Consider the following 15,039-nt stretch of genomic DNA (forward strand, 5'->3'; position numbering starts at 1 on the left):
CATCTCCCCTGCCGCGCGCGGTGCGCGGTCAGGGGATCGCCGATCCGACAGGGGCTGGCAAGCCTCAGCCGGGTGTCGTCAGAAGGTCACGCCGAAGCCGGCGCTGATCGTCTGCCCGCTATCCTTGCCGGTAAACGAGCCGGTGCGGTTGTTGGTCTTCCAGGAGATCAGGTTCAGCTGCAGGCGCATCACGCTGTCGAGATACCAGTTGGTGCCGACCGTGGCGGCCTCGCCCTTGGTGGCGTTCGGGATGCCCGAATATTCGAGATTCTCGTAGCGGGCGAGGATCTCGATCGCGCCCGGGCCGCCGCTGAACACCGGCCGCAGCACGCGCGGCTGGGCGAAGGTGCCGAGGCGCGGATTATAGGGCGGCAGATCGCCGGTGACGAAGAAGCCGGTCGAAAGGCTCCACGCCTTGCTCTCGAAGTCCGGGCGGCCCGCATTCAGTTGCGCGACGCGCTTGCCCGCTTCGCCCATCACCCAGAGCGAGCCGACATAGCCGCCGACTTCGGCGCCATAGCCGGTGGTGCCGGTGCCGCCCACAAGGGTGCCGGTCTGCACGCGCAGATTGCCGTTGAAGCGGCCGCCGATCACGGTGTTGCGGGTGAGCGAGCCGGTGCCGCGCGAGGAGAGGGCCTCGTCGAAGCCCCAAAGGCCGAGATGGACCAGCGAGCGCTCCGTCTTGAACGGGTTCCAGTGGGCGCGCGCCAGGACCGTGCGGCTGTCGTTCATTGCCTGGCTGGCATCGACGCTGTCACCGCTGATCGTGAACGAGGCGTGGCCCGTATTCCAGAACAGGCGCGGCATCAGCGCGATGCCGTAGAAGCCGCGCTGCGGAATGATCGAGGTGGCGACGACGTTGCGCTCCAGGAACGGCGGCGCATCCGACCCGCCCGATCCTTCGAAGCTGCGGTCGTTGAACATGTTGCCGAAGCGCACGTCATAGGAAACCTTTCCGATGTCGTTGCGCCAGCCGACGAACATCGTGCCGACATCGGAGGTGTTGTCGGCAAAGTCGTTTTCGAACTGGTAGAAGAAGTGCGGGCCCACCGCGCCTTCGATACCGATACGCAGCGCGCGGGCGCCGGTGGTGGTGATGTTGCGGGCGTCGTAGTTCGATCCGAAGGTCGAGCTGACATGGTTGATGATACGACCGCGCATCTTGAACAGGAACTTGCCGTCCGCCGAGCGGAAGATCGGCAGGCCGCCGCGCCATTCGGTGGTCACGTTGGAGACGTTCTGGAGCGCGCGGGCCTGGGCGACGCTCTGATCGGCGATGCCTGCGGCGGCAAGCTGCGGCGCGAAGCTGCCGGATACGGTTTCGTCGTTCGCGAGATCGGTGCGGCGTGTCTGCGCTGCCTGCTGGACGCCGCCCTGGGTCGGCACCGCAACGGGGCGCGCGGCCGGCGCGGCGACCTGGCTACCTTCGATCCGATCGAGCCGGGCGCGCAGTGCGGCAATTTCCTCGGCCTGGGCCTTCAGCAGCTTCACCAGTTCCGCCTGATCGCCGGGCGTGCTCTGCGCCAGTGCGGGGGTGGCGAACAACAACGCGGGCAATGCCGCGCCTGCCAGATAATGCATCTTCATCGTGGAGAACCCTGTTTGTTGATCCTGTGTCGCCACGAGGGGCAACCGAGTATCAGTATAGAAGGGCGCTCTGTTGATGATCTTGAAGTGAAATGAATATTTCGTACATGCGACGATACTGTGATTTATTGGGCACAATAGGTACTACTCCTTAGCTGGTTGGGGCTCAGGAGGGGCCTCATGCATATTTTGCTTTATTGCGTAGAGCTTGGAGTGCGTAGCTCAGCGCGTGGTGGCGCATCTAGAGACCGCATCGTTACTAAAGCGTTTCGGTGGGGCTATGGGGATCCCCGAGTGCTCAGAGGTGCTTTTCCATCCGCACCAGCGGCACCTGAACGCCGTCGATAGGGGCGGACAGCACTGGTTCGACGGGCCTGTAGCCACACGCCTGGTACAGCGGCACGCCGGCCATGGTGGCCATCATCTCCGCGCGCGCAAAGCCTGCATCGCGCGCGGCGTTTTCGCAGAGCCCCAATATCCGGCGGCCGATACCGCGGCGGGTGTGATCGGGATTGGTGTACATTGCGCGGATCTTGGCGGCGTCGCGGGCGGGGTCGAGCCGCTGGGGGGCGCGCGCGACGATGCTGGCATCCCCGCCATAGAGGGTCGCGCGATAGGACCAGCCGCCGCAGCCGGCGATCGTGCCGTCGGTGTCCTCGACGAGGAAATAGGTCTGGTCGGTGATCAGCTGGGTGTCGAGCCCCATCACCCGGTGGCTGGCCGCGATCTGTTCGGGGGTCAGGAAGCCGTGCTGAAGCGTCGCAATGGCCCGCTCCATCACCGCGCGCAGTGCCGCCAGATCGTCGGGCTGGGCGAGGCGGTGGGGGAAGGCGGCCATGGCAAACTCCTCGGAACGGTGCGGCGGGGCTAGCCAGCCGCCGCACCGGCCGCAAGGATCAGTGGTTGTCGCGCGGAATGCCGTGGGTCTGGGCGATGCGCTGGAACTGCTCGGCGCCCTCCAGGATCGCGCCGGTGTTCATCTGGCCGACCATCGCGCGCTGGATCTTCTGCCAGGGAGTCTGCGATTCCGGATAGGGATAGCCGCCCGCCTCGGCGAGCACGCGCCGGCGCTCGGCGAGCTCGTCGTCCGGGATCAGCACGTCGGCGGTGCCGCGGTTGAGGTCGATCCGCACGCGGTCGCCGGTCTTCAGCAGCGCCAGGCCGCCCATCGCCGCCGCCTCGGGCGAGGCGTTGAGGATCGAGGGCGAGGCCGAGGTGCCGGACTGGCGACCGTCGCCGATGCACGGCAGCGCATGCACGCCCTCGCGGATCAGATAGGCCGGCGGCCGCATGTTCACCACTTCGGCCGCACCCGGATAGCCGATCGGTCCGGCGCCGCGCATCACCAGCAGCGTGTTCGCGGTGATGCCGACCGAGGGATCGTCGATGCGGTGGTGGTAATCCTCCGGCCCGTCGAACACGACGACCGGGCCTTCGAAAGCGTCGGGATCGTCCGGGTTGGACAGATAGCGCTCGCGGAATTCGGGGCCGATCACGCTCGTCTTCATGATCGCCGCGTCGAACAAGTTGCCGCGCAGCACGACGAACCCGGCCTCCTCGACCAAAGGCTCGCCGTAGCGGCGGATGACCTTCTCGTCCTCGATCTCGGCGCCCCGGCAATTCTCGCCGATGGTCTTGCCGTTGGCGGTGATCGCGTTCTCGTGGATCAGCCCCTGCTCCATCAGCTGGGCGACCACCGCGGGCACGCCGCCGGCGCGGTAATAATCCTCGCCGAGATATTCGCCGGCGGGCTGCAGGTTCACCAGCAGCGGCACCTTGTGGCCGTGGGTCTGCCAGTCGTCGAGCGACAGTTCGGCGCCGACATGGCGGGCGATGGCGGCCAGGTGGATCGGTGCGTTGGTCGAGCCGCCGATCGCCGAGTTGACCACGATCGCATTGAGGAACGCCTCGCGCGTCAGGATGTCCGATGGCTTGAGGTCCTCACGCACCATGTCGACGATGCGCTTGCCGGTGCGATAGGCCGATTCCTGCCGGTCGCGATAGGGGGCGGGAATCGCTGCCGAGCCCGGCAGCATCATGCCCAGCGCCTCGGCCAGGCTGTTCATTGTCGTCGCCGTGCCCATGGTGTTGCAATAGCCGGTCGACGGCGCCGAGGAGCTGACCAGACGGATGAAGCCCTCGTCATCGATCTCGCCGGCCGCGAGCAGCTGGCGCGCCTTCCACACGATGGTGCCGGAGCCGGTGCGCTCGCCGCGATGCCAGCCGTTGAGCATCGGGCCGACCGACAGCGCAATCGCCGGGATGTTCACCGTCGCCGCCGCCATCAGGCAGGCCGGCGTGGTCTTGTCGCAGCCGGTGGTGAGCACCACGCCGTCGAGCGGATAGCCGTAGATCAGCTCGACCAGCCCAAGATAGGCGAGGTTGCGATCGAGCGCGGCGGTGGGCCGCTTGCCGGTTTCCTGGATCGGATGGACCGGGAACTCGATCGCGATGCCGCCCGCCTCGCGAATGCCTTCGCGGATCCGTTCGGCAAGGACCAGGTGATGACGGTTGCACGGGCTAAGGTCCGACCCCGTCTGGGCGATGCCGATGATCGGCTTGCCCGAGCGCAGTTCCTCCAGGCTCAGCCCATAGTTGAGATACCGCTCCAGATAGAGGGCGGTCATGTCGACATTGTCGGGGTTATCGAACCAGGCGCGGCTGCGCAGCTTCGGCGGGGTATTGGTCATGGGAATGCCTTGCGGGAGGAAAGGGTCAGTTGGCCGTCGAGAAACGGTAGACGATCACGTTCCGGTAGGTCTGCCCGGGGTTCAGCCGGGCAGAGCCCAGCGCCGGCTGGTTCGGCGTATCCGGAAACACCTGCGGCTCCAGCGCGAGGCCGTCGCCCTGGCGATAGGCGTGGCGCGACTTGCCGATCGCGGTGCCGTCCAGGAAATTGCCCGTGTAGAACTGCACGCCCGGCTGGTTGGAGAGGATCTCCATCACCCGGCCGCTCGACGGATCCTCGACCCGCGCATGGAGAACCGGCTGGGCCGACACGACCTTGGCGATCACGAAATTCTCGTCATAGCCTTGGCCGAACACGATCTGCTGGTCGCGGCCGTCGCGGATGCGGGTGCCGATCACGGTCGGCTTGCGGAAGTCGAACGGCGTGCCTTCCACGGAGCGGAGCTGGCCGGTGGGGATCAGCGTCTTGTCGACGGGCGTCGTTGCTTCGGCCGGGATCGTCACGACATTGTCGTAGATCGAGCGCTGCGAGGCCTCGCCGGCCAGGTTGAAGAAGCTGTGGTTGGTGATGTTGACGATGGTCGGCTTGGTCGTGGTCGCGGTATATTCGACCGACAGCTCGTTCTTCTCGTTCAGCGCATAGGTGGCGGTGACGGTGAGCTGTCCGGGATAGCCTTCCTCGCCGTCCGCCGCGACATAGCGCAGGGTGACGCTGGCAATATCGCCGCTGGCGACCTTCTCCACCGTCCAGAGCCGCTTGTCGAAGCCCTTCAGGCCGCCGTGCAGCGCGTTCGGGCCATTGTTCTTGGCGAGCGCATAGGTCTTGCCGTCGATCGCGAAGGTGCCGTTCTTGATGCGATTGGCATAGCGGCCGACGGTGGCGCCGAAATAGTTCGGCGCGACCAGATAGCCCTGCATGTCGTTGTAGCCGAGCGTCACGTCCTCGGACTTGCCGCCCCGGTCCGGGACCGAGAGCGACTGGAGGATCGCGCCGTAGCTGAGGATCGTGGCGCGCATGCCGTGCCCGTTGGTCAGCGTGATCGCCTCAACCCTTGCGCCGTCCGCGGTGGTGCCGAACGCCGCGCGAGTCGCATCGCCGGCATGGGCCGACAGCGGGAGCATGGCGCTGGCGAGCAGGACGCCCTTGATCAGATTATTCATGCAAAACCTCTCCCTATGGGCTATCGCTGCGATGGGCGGCGACGCGGCCGTTGACGCTGGACGTCGGGTTGAATACTCCGACTAGAAAGCGAAGAGCAACCCCGCCGCGGTCGTACGTGGCAAAATTCGAGAGGATCACACCAGCATGGCGGTCGTGCCAACGTCAAAGGCTGCTCCGGCGGGGGCCGGGCAAGCCTCTCACCCCACGCAATATGGTCGCGCGCTGACGCTGCTGGCCACGCTGTTCTTCATGTGGGGCTTCATTACCGTGATCAACAACACGCTGCTGCCGCACCTGCGCAGCGTGTTCAACCTCAATTACACCCAGACAACTCTGATCGAGAGCGTGTGGTTCATCGCCTATTTCGTCGCTTCCATCCCATCGGCAAAGTTGATCGAGCGGATCGGCTATCAAAAGTCGCTGGTCGTTGGGCTGCTGGTCATGGCGGCTGGCGCGGCGGGCATGACGCTGGCGGCGAGCCTGCCCTCCTATGGTGTCACGCTGGTGATGCTGTTCGTCATCGCCAGCGGCATCACGCTGCTCCAGGTGGCGGCCAATCCCTATGTCACGGTGATCGGCCCGCCGGAGACGGGGTCGTCCCGCCTCAACCTCGTCCAGGCGTTCAATTCGCTCGGCACGACGCTGGCGCCGCTGTTCGCGGGTTATCTGATCCTCGGCCGTTCGAAGGGCGGCACGGCGGAAGCTGGCGCAACGGCGCTCACGCAGGCCGAACGTCTGGCCGACGCGCAGTCGGTGATCCTGCCCTATGCGCTGGTCGCCGTCGTCCTGGTCTTGCTGGCAATCGTCATTGCCCGCTTCCCGCTGCCGGCAATGGGGTCGGCGACCAGTCGCGTCGCCAAGGAAGACCGCAAGAACCACTCGTTGTGGAAGCATCGCAACCTGGTCTTCGGCGTACCCGCGATCTTCATCTACCTGATCGCCGAGATCGGCGTCGCCAACCTGTTCATCAACTTCGTGTCGCAGCCCGGAATCGCCAACATCACCCAGAACGAGGCGTCTCGTTACCTGGCGCTCCTCTGGGGCGGGATGATGATCGGGCGCTTCGCGGGTTCGCTCATCATGCAGAAGGTGCCTGCCGGGACGGTGCTTGCCGGGTTCTCGATCGGTGCATTCGTCGTGATGTTGGGGGCGACGTTCCTGACCGGGCCTGCGGCGATGTGGTCGCTGATTTTGGTCGGGCTGTTCCACTCGATCATGTTCCCGACGATCTTCTCGCTCGGCATCAAGGGCCTTGGCCCGCTGACGGAAGAAGGATCGGGGCTGCTTATCATGGCCATTGCAGGCGGGGCGCTGGTCGTCGTGCAGGGATGGATTGCCGATGCCTATGGCCTGCAGAACTCGTTCCTGCTGACCGCGATGTGCGAGCTCTACATCTTGTTCTACGCGATCTGGGGCGCCAAGCCGACCAACGCGATCGAGGACTGATCGGACAGCGTATCATCCCTCGGGAAAGCGTGGGAGGGGGACCGCTGCCGCAGGCGGCGGTGGAGGGGGCGTCGCCGCGGGCGGCGCCCTTTTCGTTTGTGCGGTAAGAGCCTCCTCCACCATGCCGGCGGCGCGGCGCGACGCAGCGCTGTCCCCCTCCCCCGGAGCGGCGCTCCGAGGGAGGAAACGCTAAAATGGTAGTGGGTAGCATTTCCTCTCCCGCGAAGCGGGGAGGGGGACTGCCGCCGAAGGCGGTGGTGGAGGGGGTGCCCTCACATCGAGAGCTGTGTATCCTCCAGCGCCAGGTCGACCAGCGTGCGCATCGCCGCCGCGGCGGCATCGGCATCGCCGCCGGCGATCGCGTCGAACACCTTGATGTGATCCGGCACCGGATCGCGGGGCAGGGCGCGGGCGCGCTGCTTGTACTTGGTCGTCCAGCTCACCGCCGCGCCGATGCTGGCGCTCAGCGCGATCAGTGCGTTGTTGTGGGTGGCCTCCAGCAGCGCGTCGTGGAAGTCGCGGTCGGCGGCGCGGCCGGCATCGGTCGCCAGCGTGTGGCGGCGCATCTTGGCGAGCGCATCGCGCATCGCTTTCACGTCGTCGCGGTCGCGGCGCTCGGCAGCGAGGCGGGCGGCGGCGGGTTCCACCACCGCGCGCAGCTCGAACAGGTCGCGGACGAACTCGACATCGGGCTCGCCGGAAAACGCCCAGGCGAGCACCTGGGGATCGAGCATGTTCCAGCGGCTGCGCGGCAGCACGCGGGTGCCGGCCTTGGGGCGGCTCTCGACCAGCCCCTTGGCGGTGAGCACCTGCACCGCCTCGCGATAGGCGCTGCGCGATACGTCCAGCGCCTCGGCATTGGCGACCTCGCCGGTCAGCTTCTCGCCGGGCGCAATCGCGCCGGAGACGATCTGCGTGCCCAGATAATGCGCGATTGCTCCGCGTAGACGGCGGCCCGAGCCCTTGGGCGTGCGGGTGATCGGCTGTACGCCTGCCTCCTCCGCGTCCCCGATCTGATCGTCCAATGGCATCCGCTCGCTCTCCTGCATAAAATCATGTGTAGCGCGAAGCGGGGGCGTCCCGCAAACGATGCAGCGTTGCCATTCGGTAGCGACATGAATATGTCGGACTAAACCGAGGATGAGGAGCAGTTCGATGGCGTTGCGGTTGATGCAGTATCGTGGGGCGGATGGCGTGCGGCGGGTGATCGCCGCCGACGACTCGGGCGCGGGCTTCGTACGCGGCGCGACCGATGTGCGCAGCCTTGCGCTCCAGGCGATCGAAGCGGGCCAGTCGCTGGCCGAGGCGGTGGCGGCTGCCGGTCGCGAAGGTGCGGTCGATCCAGCCGAGGCCTTGGCGGCGGGCCAGTTGCTCGCCCCGATCGACCATCCGGACGGCGCGCATCTGGTGTTGACCGGCACCGGCCTCACCCATCTCGGCTCGGCCGAGGGTCGCGACAAGATGCACCGCGATGCCGCGGCGGCCGAGCACAAGACCGATTCCATGCGGATGTTCCTCGAAGGCGTCGAGGGCGGCAAGCCGGCGGCAGGCGCGATCGGCCAGCAGCCGGAATGGTTCTACAAGGGCAATGGCCACCATCTGGTCGGCCCGGGCGCGCCACTGGTCTCGCCCGGCTTCGCGCAGGACGGCGGCGAGGAGCCCGAGCTGGCCGGCATCTATCTGATCGGCCCGGACGGCACGCCGTGGCGGATCGGCCTGTGCCTTGCCAACGAGTTCAGCGACCATGTGACCGAGCGGCACAATTATCTGTGGCTGGCCCATTCCAAGCTGCGCCAGGCCGCGCTCGGGCCGGAGCTGCTGGTCGGCGAGGCGCCCGCGGACGTGCGCGGCACCAGCCGGATCGTCCGCAACGGCGAGACGCTGTGGGAGAAGCCGTTCCTGTCGGGCGAGGCGAACATGTCGCACACGATCGGCAATCTCGAGCATCATCACTTCAAATACGGCCTGTTCCGCCAGCCGGGCGACGTGCACGTCCACTTCTTCGGCACCGCGACGCTGTCGTTCAGTGACGGGGTGAAGACGGAAGTGGGCGACAGCTTCGAGATCGAGGCCGCCCCCTTCACCCTGCCGCTGCGCAATCCGCTGGCGCAGGTGGAAGACACCGGGCTGACGACGGTGAAGACGCTGTAACCAAGTTCCCCTCCCGCTTGCGGGAGGGGTTAGGGGAGGGGCTGAACTGTCGCGGCGCTTCGTCAACGTCAGGCCCTCCCCCGTCCCCTCCCGCAAGCGGAAGGGATGCGAAAGAACCGAGGCGTCAGCCTCCGATTTCCACCACCGCGACCGACTTGGCCGGCAGTTCCAGCGTCACCGCGCCCTTGGCTACCGTCCCGCCGATCGGCTTGGGCACCACCGTGTTCGGCGCTTCGAAGCTGTTGACCGCATCGACCTTCGCCGCGGTCAGCACCTCGCCCTTGGCGCTCTTCGCCATCAGTCCGGCGAACTTCACTGCGATCCGCGCCGGCTTGCCCGCATCGAGGTTGGTCACCGCCAGCCACAATTTGCCGTCCTTGCCCCGCGCCGCGATCGCATCGACGCGCGGCATCGTCACGTCGCCCTGCGTATAGGTGCCCGCGTCGAGCGACACCGGCACCGCCTGCGCATCCTGGAACGGCACGTACATGCGGAACACGTGATAGGTCGGCGTGAGGACCATCTTCTCCTTGTCGGTGAGGATCATCGCCTGGAGCACGTTGATCATCTGGGCGATGTTGGTCATCCGCACCCGATCGGCATGGCGCGCGAAGATGTTGAAGTGCAGCGCGGCGATGATCGCGTCGCGCAGCGAGTTCTGCTGGTAGAGAAAGCCCGGGTTCGATCCCGGCAGCGGCGCCAGCCACACGCCCCACTCGTCGATCGCCAGCGGCACCTTCTTCTCGGGATCGTACTTGTCCATGATCGCCGAATGCTTGGCGATCATCCCGTCCATCGCCAGCGCGGCCTTGACCAGCTTGGCATAGCCCGTCTCGTCGAAGCCGGTGCTGGGATAGGAGGGCGGCCAGCCGCCAGTGGTGTAGGCGTGCATCGACAGGCCCTCGATGTTCCAGGCCCAGTCATGGCCCTTCCACGCCGCCATCACCGCTTCGGTATAGGTGGTGTCGTTGTCGTTGGGGCCGACGGCGATGCGCTGCATCGGCTCGGGCCCCTTTTCGCCCTGCTTGGGATCGAGATTGTGGGTGAAGCGGGCGAAGCGCTTCATCAGGTCGACATAAGCCTCGGGCCGCATCGATCCGCCGCAGCCCCAACTTTCGTTGCCGAGGCCCAGCCACTTCACCTTGTACGGCGCGACATGGCCGTTGGCGGCGCGTTCCTTACCCGCGGTGGTGGAGGGATCGGCGGTCATATAGGCGAGCCAGTCGGCCGCTTCCTGCACGGTGCCGGAACCCACGTTTACCGACACATAGGCCTCGGCGCCGACCAGGTCGGCAAAGTCCATGAACTCGTCGGTGCCGAAGCTGTTGGGCTCGCCCGCGCCGCCCCAGTTGGTGTTGACGCTGCTCTTGCGCTTGTCCTGCGGGCCGATGCCGTCGCGCCAGTGATATTCGTCGGCGAAGCAGCCGCCAGGCCAGCGCACCACCGGCACCTTGATCGCCCGGAGCGCGGCGACGACGTCCTTGCGGATGCCGCGGGTGTTCGGAATCGGCGAATCCTTGCCCACCCAGATGCCGCCATAGATGCCGCTGCCGAGATGTTCGGCGAACTGGCCGAAGATATGGCGATCGATCGTGGAGCCCGGCTTGGCGGCATCGACAGTGACGGTCACGTCCTGCGCCAGCGCCGGCATCGGCGCGAGAAGCAGCGCGGCTCCCGCGAGCAAGGTCTTTCGAAGCATGCAATCCTCCCTGAGATTTTCTCAGGGGTTCAATGCCATGAATTCTACTCCGACAAAAGGGTGCTATTTAAATCGGCGGCAGTGCGGGCGGCAGCGTGAAGCGGGCGATCGTGACCAACCCGGCGACGATCGCAACCCCGAGCGCCGCGAGCAGCGCCCGTCGCGGCGAAACCCGCGTGCCGCTTGCGGCGAGCATCGCGAGCCCCGCCGCGAGCATGCTCCAGCAGTGATAGCGATAGTCCGAGGCGACGCCGATCACGCCGAAGGCAAGCTCGGTGATGATGGCCGAGAGCGCGAGCGTCACCGCCACGCCACCGGCGCCGTCGCGCGGGGGCCAGCTACAGTACAGCACGCCCAAGGCGAGGGCGAACCACAGGATCGGGGCACCGGCGGCGCTGGTGGCGAGCGTATACCCGGTCTTTTCGAACCCGATCACGCGCTTGTCGGGCGAGCCGAGGCCCAGCGCATTGGGCTCGGATCGGGCGAGTGGGCCGGTGCCGGGCATGGTGGCCGGCATCCAGAACCGCATCTCGCTGTTCCAGTGCGCGATGCGGTGCCGGGCATAGGCGATGGGGTGCGTGGCGATGGCCCGCAGCCAGGCGTCGCGCAGCTTGGCGCCGGGCGCCGCTCGTTGCATTGTGTCGACGATATAGCCGCACGCCCTTTCGTCGCCGATCGGATCCCAAAGGATCGGCGTCAGGCAGCCCCGGGCTTCGGCGCGGCGCCATAGTCGGGCGGGGACCAGGGGTACGGCGTCCGGTCCGGCATGATGGGCAATGCCGGCCAGGTCGAACAGCGGTAGCGAGCGTTCGACCCCGCTGGGCTTGGCCTGCAGCAGCCGCTGGTTGATCGGTGTGAGGGCCCCGACTATGGCGGCGGTGGTAGCCAGCACCAGCACGGCATGGAATAGCGGCCGGTCCCAGCGCAGCCCGCCGAGGAGGCCGAAGGCGAGCGGCACCGTGGCGAAGGCGGCGTTGAACCGCACCAGCGTCGCATAGCCGAGCAGCAGCAGCACCAGTGCAGCCGCCCAGAGCGGCAGGCGCCGTCCGTCGAGCCGCCACCAACTCGCAACCCCCGCCGCGGCGACCAATGCGCCCGCCATCTGCGCGTCCTTCAACGCGGCGATCTGCCAACCGAGCAGCGGCGGCCAGAGGCCAAGGAGCAGCACCAGCAGCGCCGGGATTGCCTGGCGTCGCCGCGCCAGTGCCCCCGCGAACAGGCTCAAGCCGGTCCAGTAGAGCAGCATCTGGAGCACGAACATCGGGGCCTGGCCGTGCCAGCCCGCCATATGGGCCAGCGCCCAGAGCCGCGCCATCGCCGGCGGATGCCAGTCGTCGAACTCGCCGGTCAGCACCTGCTGATACTGGACCACGCTGTCGTAACTGGCGACGCCGGGCCAGAAGAAGCCCAGGCTGATCGCCGCGAGCAGCGCGCCCACGATCAGCGCCGAGATCGCCTTTCGGCGGGGCCCGATCGGCACGCGCTGCATCGGTCGCCCGCCCCGGCCGCGCGGCGCACCGCCAAGGGCCTGGGAACGCGAGCGATACATGGTCATCCGGAAGCTTTCCTGCGCTGCGGTGGGAAGGTGCGGCTGAAGTCTAGGAGCGAATGCGACGCGATGCCAGCGCGCCCCTCGCGGTGGCGGGGCGCTTCGTCGGCCCCCAATGGCAGGCAACGCCCTCGCAGGTCTCGATTTCCGAAAGCTCTCGCAAAGTATAAAATCATAACCTTGCAGTATGCAGAAAGTGGCGTAAAATTGAGATGCAGATTCGAGTCGTCGCGTCTGCTGGGTGGCATCCAACGATAAAAACAACCGATATGAACAGATTTGGCAATCGTGCCGGGTCTGTTTGCAGTCGTTTGCACTCGACGGGCCGGACGGCGCGTCGAATGGGAGCGGTGCGTCCATATGGCAGGAGAGATGTAATGACGGTCTATGCGATCCAGAATCAATGGGGCGGCAACAGTGCGCCGTGGCACGAAGGCGGCATCTTCAATATCGGCAATCGCGCGGAGCAGCGGCCGATCGCGCTGAAGATCCAGTCCGGCGATGGCGGCCACAGCTTTACCGGGACGATGACCTATCAGGGCGAAGGCCCGATCGGCGTCCGCGCGACGCTGGTGACGACCAATTGCTACCGGGTCGAGAACCAGTGGGGCGGGAGCAGCGCGCCGTGGCACGACGCCGGCCTCTTCCTGCTTGGCGCACGCAACGGCCAGAATGCCGTCGCCTTTGATCTGCACTCGACCGACCAGGGCGACACGCTCATCGGAACCATGACCTATCAGGGCGAAGGTCCGATCGGCGTGAAGGCCGCGCTCACCGAGGGCGTCGCCTATGACGCGCAGAACCAATGGGGCGGCGACCAGGCGCCGTGGCATGCCGGCGGCCAGTGGGTGCTCGGCTGCCGGGCGGCGCAGGCCGTGGTCGCGCTCGACCTGAGCAGCGGCGATGGCGGCAAGACGCTGGCCGGGACGATGACCTATCAGGGCGAGGGCCCGATCGGTTTCCGCGGTACGCTGATCATGGCCAACACCTACAGCGTGGTGAACCAGTGGGGCGGAAACGATGCGCCCTGGCATCCGGGCGGCACCTGGGTGCTGGGATGCCGCACCAACCAGGGTGTGGTCGCGATTCGGATCAGCGGTAACGGCACCGAGATCGACGGTACCATGACCTATCAGGGCGAAGGCCCGATCGGCCTGGAACTCGCACGCTCGGTCCAGCAGGCGCTGGCCGACGCCTGAACCCCTCGCGGGCCGGATGCGCACTCCCCCAGCATCCGGCACGACAGGGCGCATGAAGGTGCACCCTGAAAACGGCTCCGGCCCGGGAATCGTCCCGGGCCGGAGTTTCGTTTCAGCAGGTGGCGGTACCGGTCGGCATCGCCGCCGGATCACATGTGCAGCATGCGGCCATAGGCACCGAGCACGGATTCGTGCATCGTCTCGCTGATCGTCGGGTGCGGGAACACCGTCTCCATCAGCTCGGCCTCGGTCAGCTCGCCGGTCTTGCCGATCGTGTAGCCCTGGATCATCTCGGTCACTTCCGCGCCGATCATGTGCGCGCCGAGCAGCTCGCCGGTCTTGGCGTCGAACACGGTCTTCACGAAACCTTCCGGCTCGCCGAGCGCGATCGCCTTGCCGTTGCCGATGAACGGGAAGTTGCCGACCTTGACCTCGTAGCCCGCTTCCTTGGCCTTGGCTTCGGTGAGGCCGACGCTGGCGATCTGCGGGTGGCAATAGGTGCAGCCCGGGATGTTGCGCGGGTCCATCGCGTGCGGGTGGCCGCCGTTGATCGCCTCGGCCGCGATCACGCCCTCATGGCTGGCCTTGTGCGCGAGCCACGGCGGCGCGGTGACGTCGCCGATCGCCCAGAGGCCGTCGACATTGGTGCGGCAGGCGCCGTCCGTCACGATATGGCCGCGCTCGGTCTTCACGCCCAGCGTCTCCAGGCCGATATTCTCGGTGTTGGGCACGATGCCGATCGCGACGATGACGTGGCTGAACTCCTCGACGGTGACCTTGCCGTCCTTGTCCTTGATCGACGCCTTGACGCCGCTCGCCGTCACGTCGAGCTTCTCGACGCCGGTCTGGGTGAGGATGGTCATCCCCTGCTTCTTGAACGCCTTCTCCAGGTGCGCGGAGACGTCCTTGTCCTCCACCGGCACGATCCGGTCGAGCATCTCGACGATGGTCACGTTCGCGCCCATGTCGTTGTAGAAGCTGGCGAACTCCACGCCGATCGCGCCCGAGCCGATGACCAGCAGCTTGGTCGGCATCTCGGTGGGGGTCATCGCGTGGCGATAGGTCCAGATGCGCTTGCCGTCGGCCTTGGCGAAGGGCAGGTCGCGGGCGCGGGCGCCCGTCGCGACGATGATGTTCTTCGCCTCGAGATCGGTCTTCTTGCCGTCGGCGGCGGTGACGGTCAGCTTGCCCTTCGCGGTGAGCACGCCGGTGCCCATGTGGACCGCGATCTTGTTCTTCTTCATCAGGTGCGTGACGCCCTGATTGAGCTGCTTGGCGACGCCGCGCGAGCGCTTCACCACCGCATCCAGATCGGCGCTGATCTGGTTGGCGATCAGGCCGTAATCCTTCGCATGCTGCATATAGTGGAAGATTTCAGCCGAGCGCAGCAGCGCTTTGGTGGGGATGCAACCCCAGTTGAGGCAGATGCCGCCGAGCAACTCGCGCTCGACAATGGCGGTCTTCAGGCCCAGCTGGGCCGCCCGGATCGCCGCGACATAGCCGCCGGGGCCCGAGCCGAGAACGATGACGTCGTAGGATTCAGCCAAGGTGTGCTTCC

General features: G+C 66.6%; 11 protein-coding genes. 3 read left to right on the forward strand and 8 right to left on the reverse strand.

Going from position 1 to position 15,039, the window contains the following annotated elements:
• Positions 1–78: 78 nt before the first annotated feature.
• From OIM94_RS15940 to OIM94_RS15955, 4 genes are all read right to left on the reverse strand, one after another.
• The gene (locus OIM94_RS15940; protein WP_264607662.1) at positions 79–1,587 is read right to left on the reverse strand and encodes an OprO/OprP family phosphate-selective porin; all 1,509 of its coding nucleotides are present in this window, start codon (positions 1,585–1,587) and stop codon (positions 79–81) included.
• 298 nt (positions 1,588–1,885) lie between these two features.
• The gene (locus tag OIM94_RS15945; protein WP_264607663.1) at positions 1,886–2,425 is read right to left on the reverse strand and encodes a GNAT family N-acetyltransferase; all 540 of its coding nucleotides are present in this window, start codon (positions 2,423–2,425) and stop codon (positions 1,886–1,888) included.
• 58 nt (positions 2,426–2,483) lie between these two features.
• Positions 2,484–4,277: an IlvD/Edd family dehydratase gene (locus OIM94_RS15950; RefSeq protein WP_264607664.1), complete on the reverse strand. Its 1,794-nt coding sequence runs from the start codon at positions 4,275–4,277 to the stop codon at positions 2,484–2,486.
• A gap of 25 nt (positions 4,278–4,302) precedes the next feature.
• Positions 4,303–5,436, reverse strand: coding sequence for an aldose epimerase family protein (locus tag OIM94_RS15955; RefSeq protein WP_264607665.1), 1,134 nt, complete (start codon positions 5,434–5,436; stop codon positions 4,303–4,305).
• 145 nt (positions 5,437–5,581) lie between these two features.
• On the opposite strand from OIM94_RS15955, the gene OIM94_RS15960 reads away from it, so the two are divergent.
• A complete protein-coding gene (locus tag OIM94_RS15960; protein WP_264607666.1) occupies positions 5,582–6,883 on the forward strand; it encodes a sugar MFS transporter in 1,302 nt (433 codons plus the stop codon).
• A gap of 272 nt (positions 6,884–7,155) precedes the next feature.
• Here the strand turns inward: OIM94_RS15960 and OIM94_RS15965 are convergent, their stop codons facing one another.
• Positions 7,156–7,914, reverse strand: a complete 759-nt coding sequence (locus OIM94_RS15965; protein WP_264607667.1) for a FadR/GntR family transcriptional regulator — start codon at positions 7,912–7,914, stop codon at positions 7,156–7,158.
• Between the two features lie 124 nt (positions 7,915–8,038).
• Between OIM94_RS15965 and araD1 the strand changes: the two genes are divergently transcribed.
• Positions 8,039–9,034, forward strand: coding sequence for an AraD1 family protein (gene araD1 / locus OIM94_RS15970; RefSeq protein ID WP_264607668.1), 996 nt, complete (start codon positions 8,039–8,041; stop codon positions 9,032–9,034).
• Positions 9,035–9,158: 124 nt separating this feature from the next.
• Here araD1 and OIM94_RS15975 read toward each other — a convergent pair whose 3' ends face one another.
• Together OIM94_RS15975 and OIM94_RS15980 are read right to left on the reverse strand one after the other, a co-directional pair.
• Positions 9,159–10,733, reverse strand: coding sequence for an alpha-N-arabinofuranosidase (locus tag OIM94_RS15975; protein ID WP_264607669.1), 1,575 nt, complete (start codon positions 10,731–10,733; stop codon positions 9,159–9,161).
• Between the two features lie 67 nt (positions 10,734–10,800).
• A complete protein-coding gene (locus OIM94_RS15980; protein ID WP_264607670.1) occupies positions 10,801–12,288 on the reverse strand; it encodes a hypothetical protein in 1,488 nt (495 codons plus the stop codon).
• Positions 12,289–12,659: 371 nt separating this feature from the next.
• Between OIM94_RS15980 and OIM94_RS15985 the strand changes: the two genes are divergently transcribed.
• The gene (locus OIM94_RS15985; RefSeq protein ID WP_264607671.1) at positions 12,660–13,481 is read left to right on the forward strand and encodes a lectin ESA-2; all 822 of its coding nucleotides are present in this window, start codon (positions 12,660–12,662) and stop codon (positions 13,479–13,481) included.
• A 149-nt stretch (positions 13,482–13,630) separates the two neighbouring features.
• Here the strand turns inward: OIM94_RS15985 and lpdA are convergent, their stop codons facing one another.
• Positions 13,631–15,028: a dihydrolipoyl dehydrogenase gene (gene lpdA / locus OIM94_RS15990; RefSeq protein WP_264607672.1), complete on the reverse strand. Its 1,398-nt coding sequence runs from the start codon at positions 15,026–15,028 to the stop codon at positions 13,631–13,633.
• Positions 15,029–15,039 lie beyond the last annotated feature (11 nt).

It is taken from the genome of Sphingomonas sp. R1, assembly GCF_025960285.1.
Taxonomy (GTDB): domain Bacteria; phylum Pseudomonadota; class Alphaproteobacteria; order Sphingomonadales; family Sphingomonadaceae; genus Sphingomonas.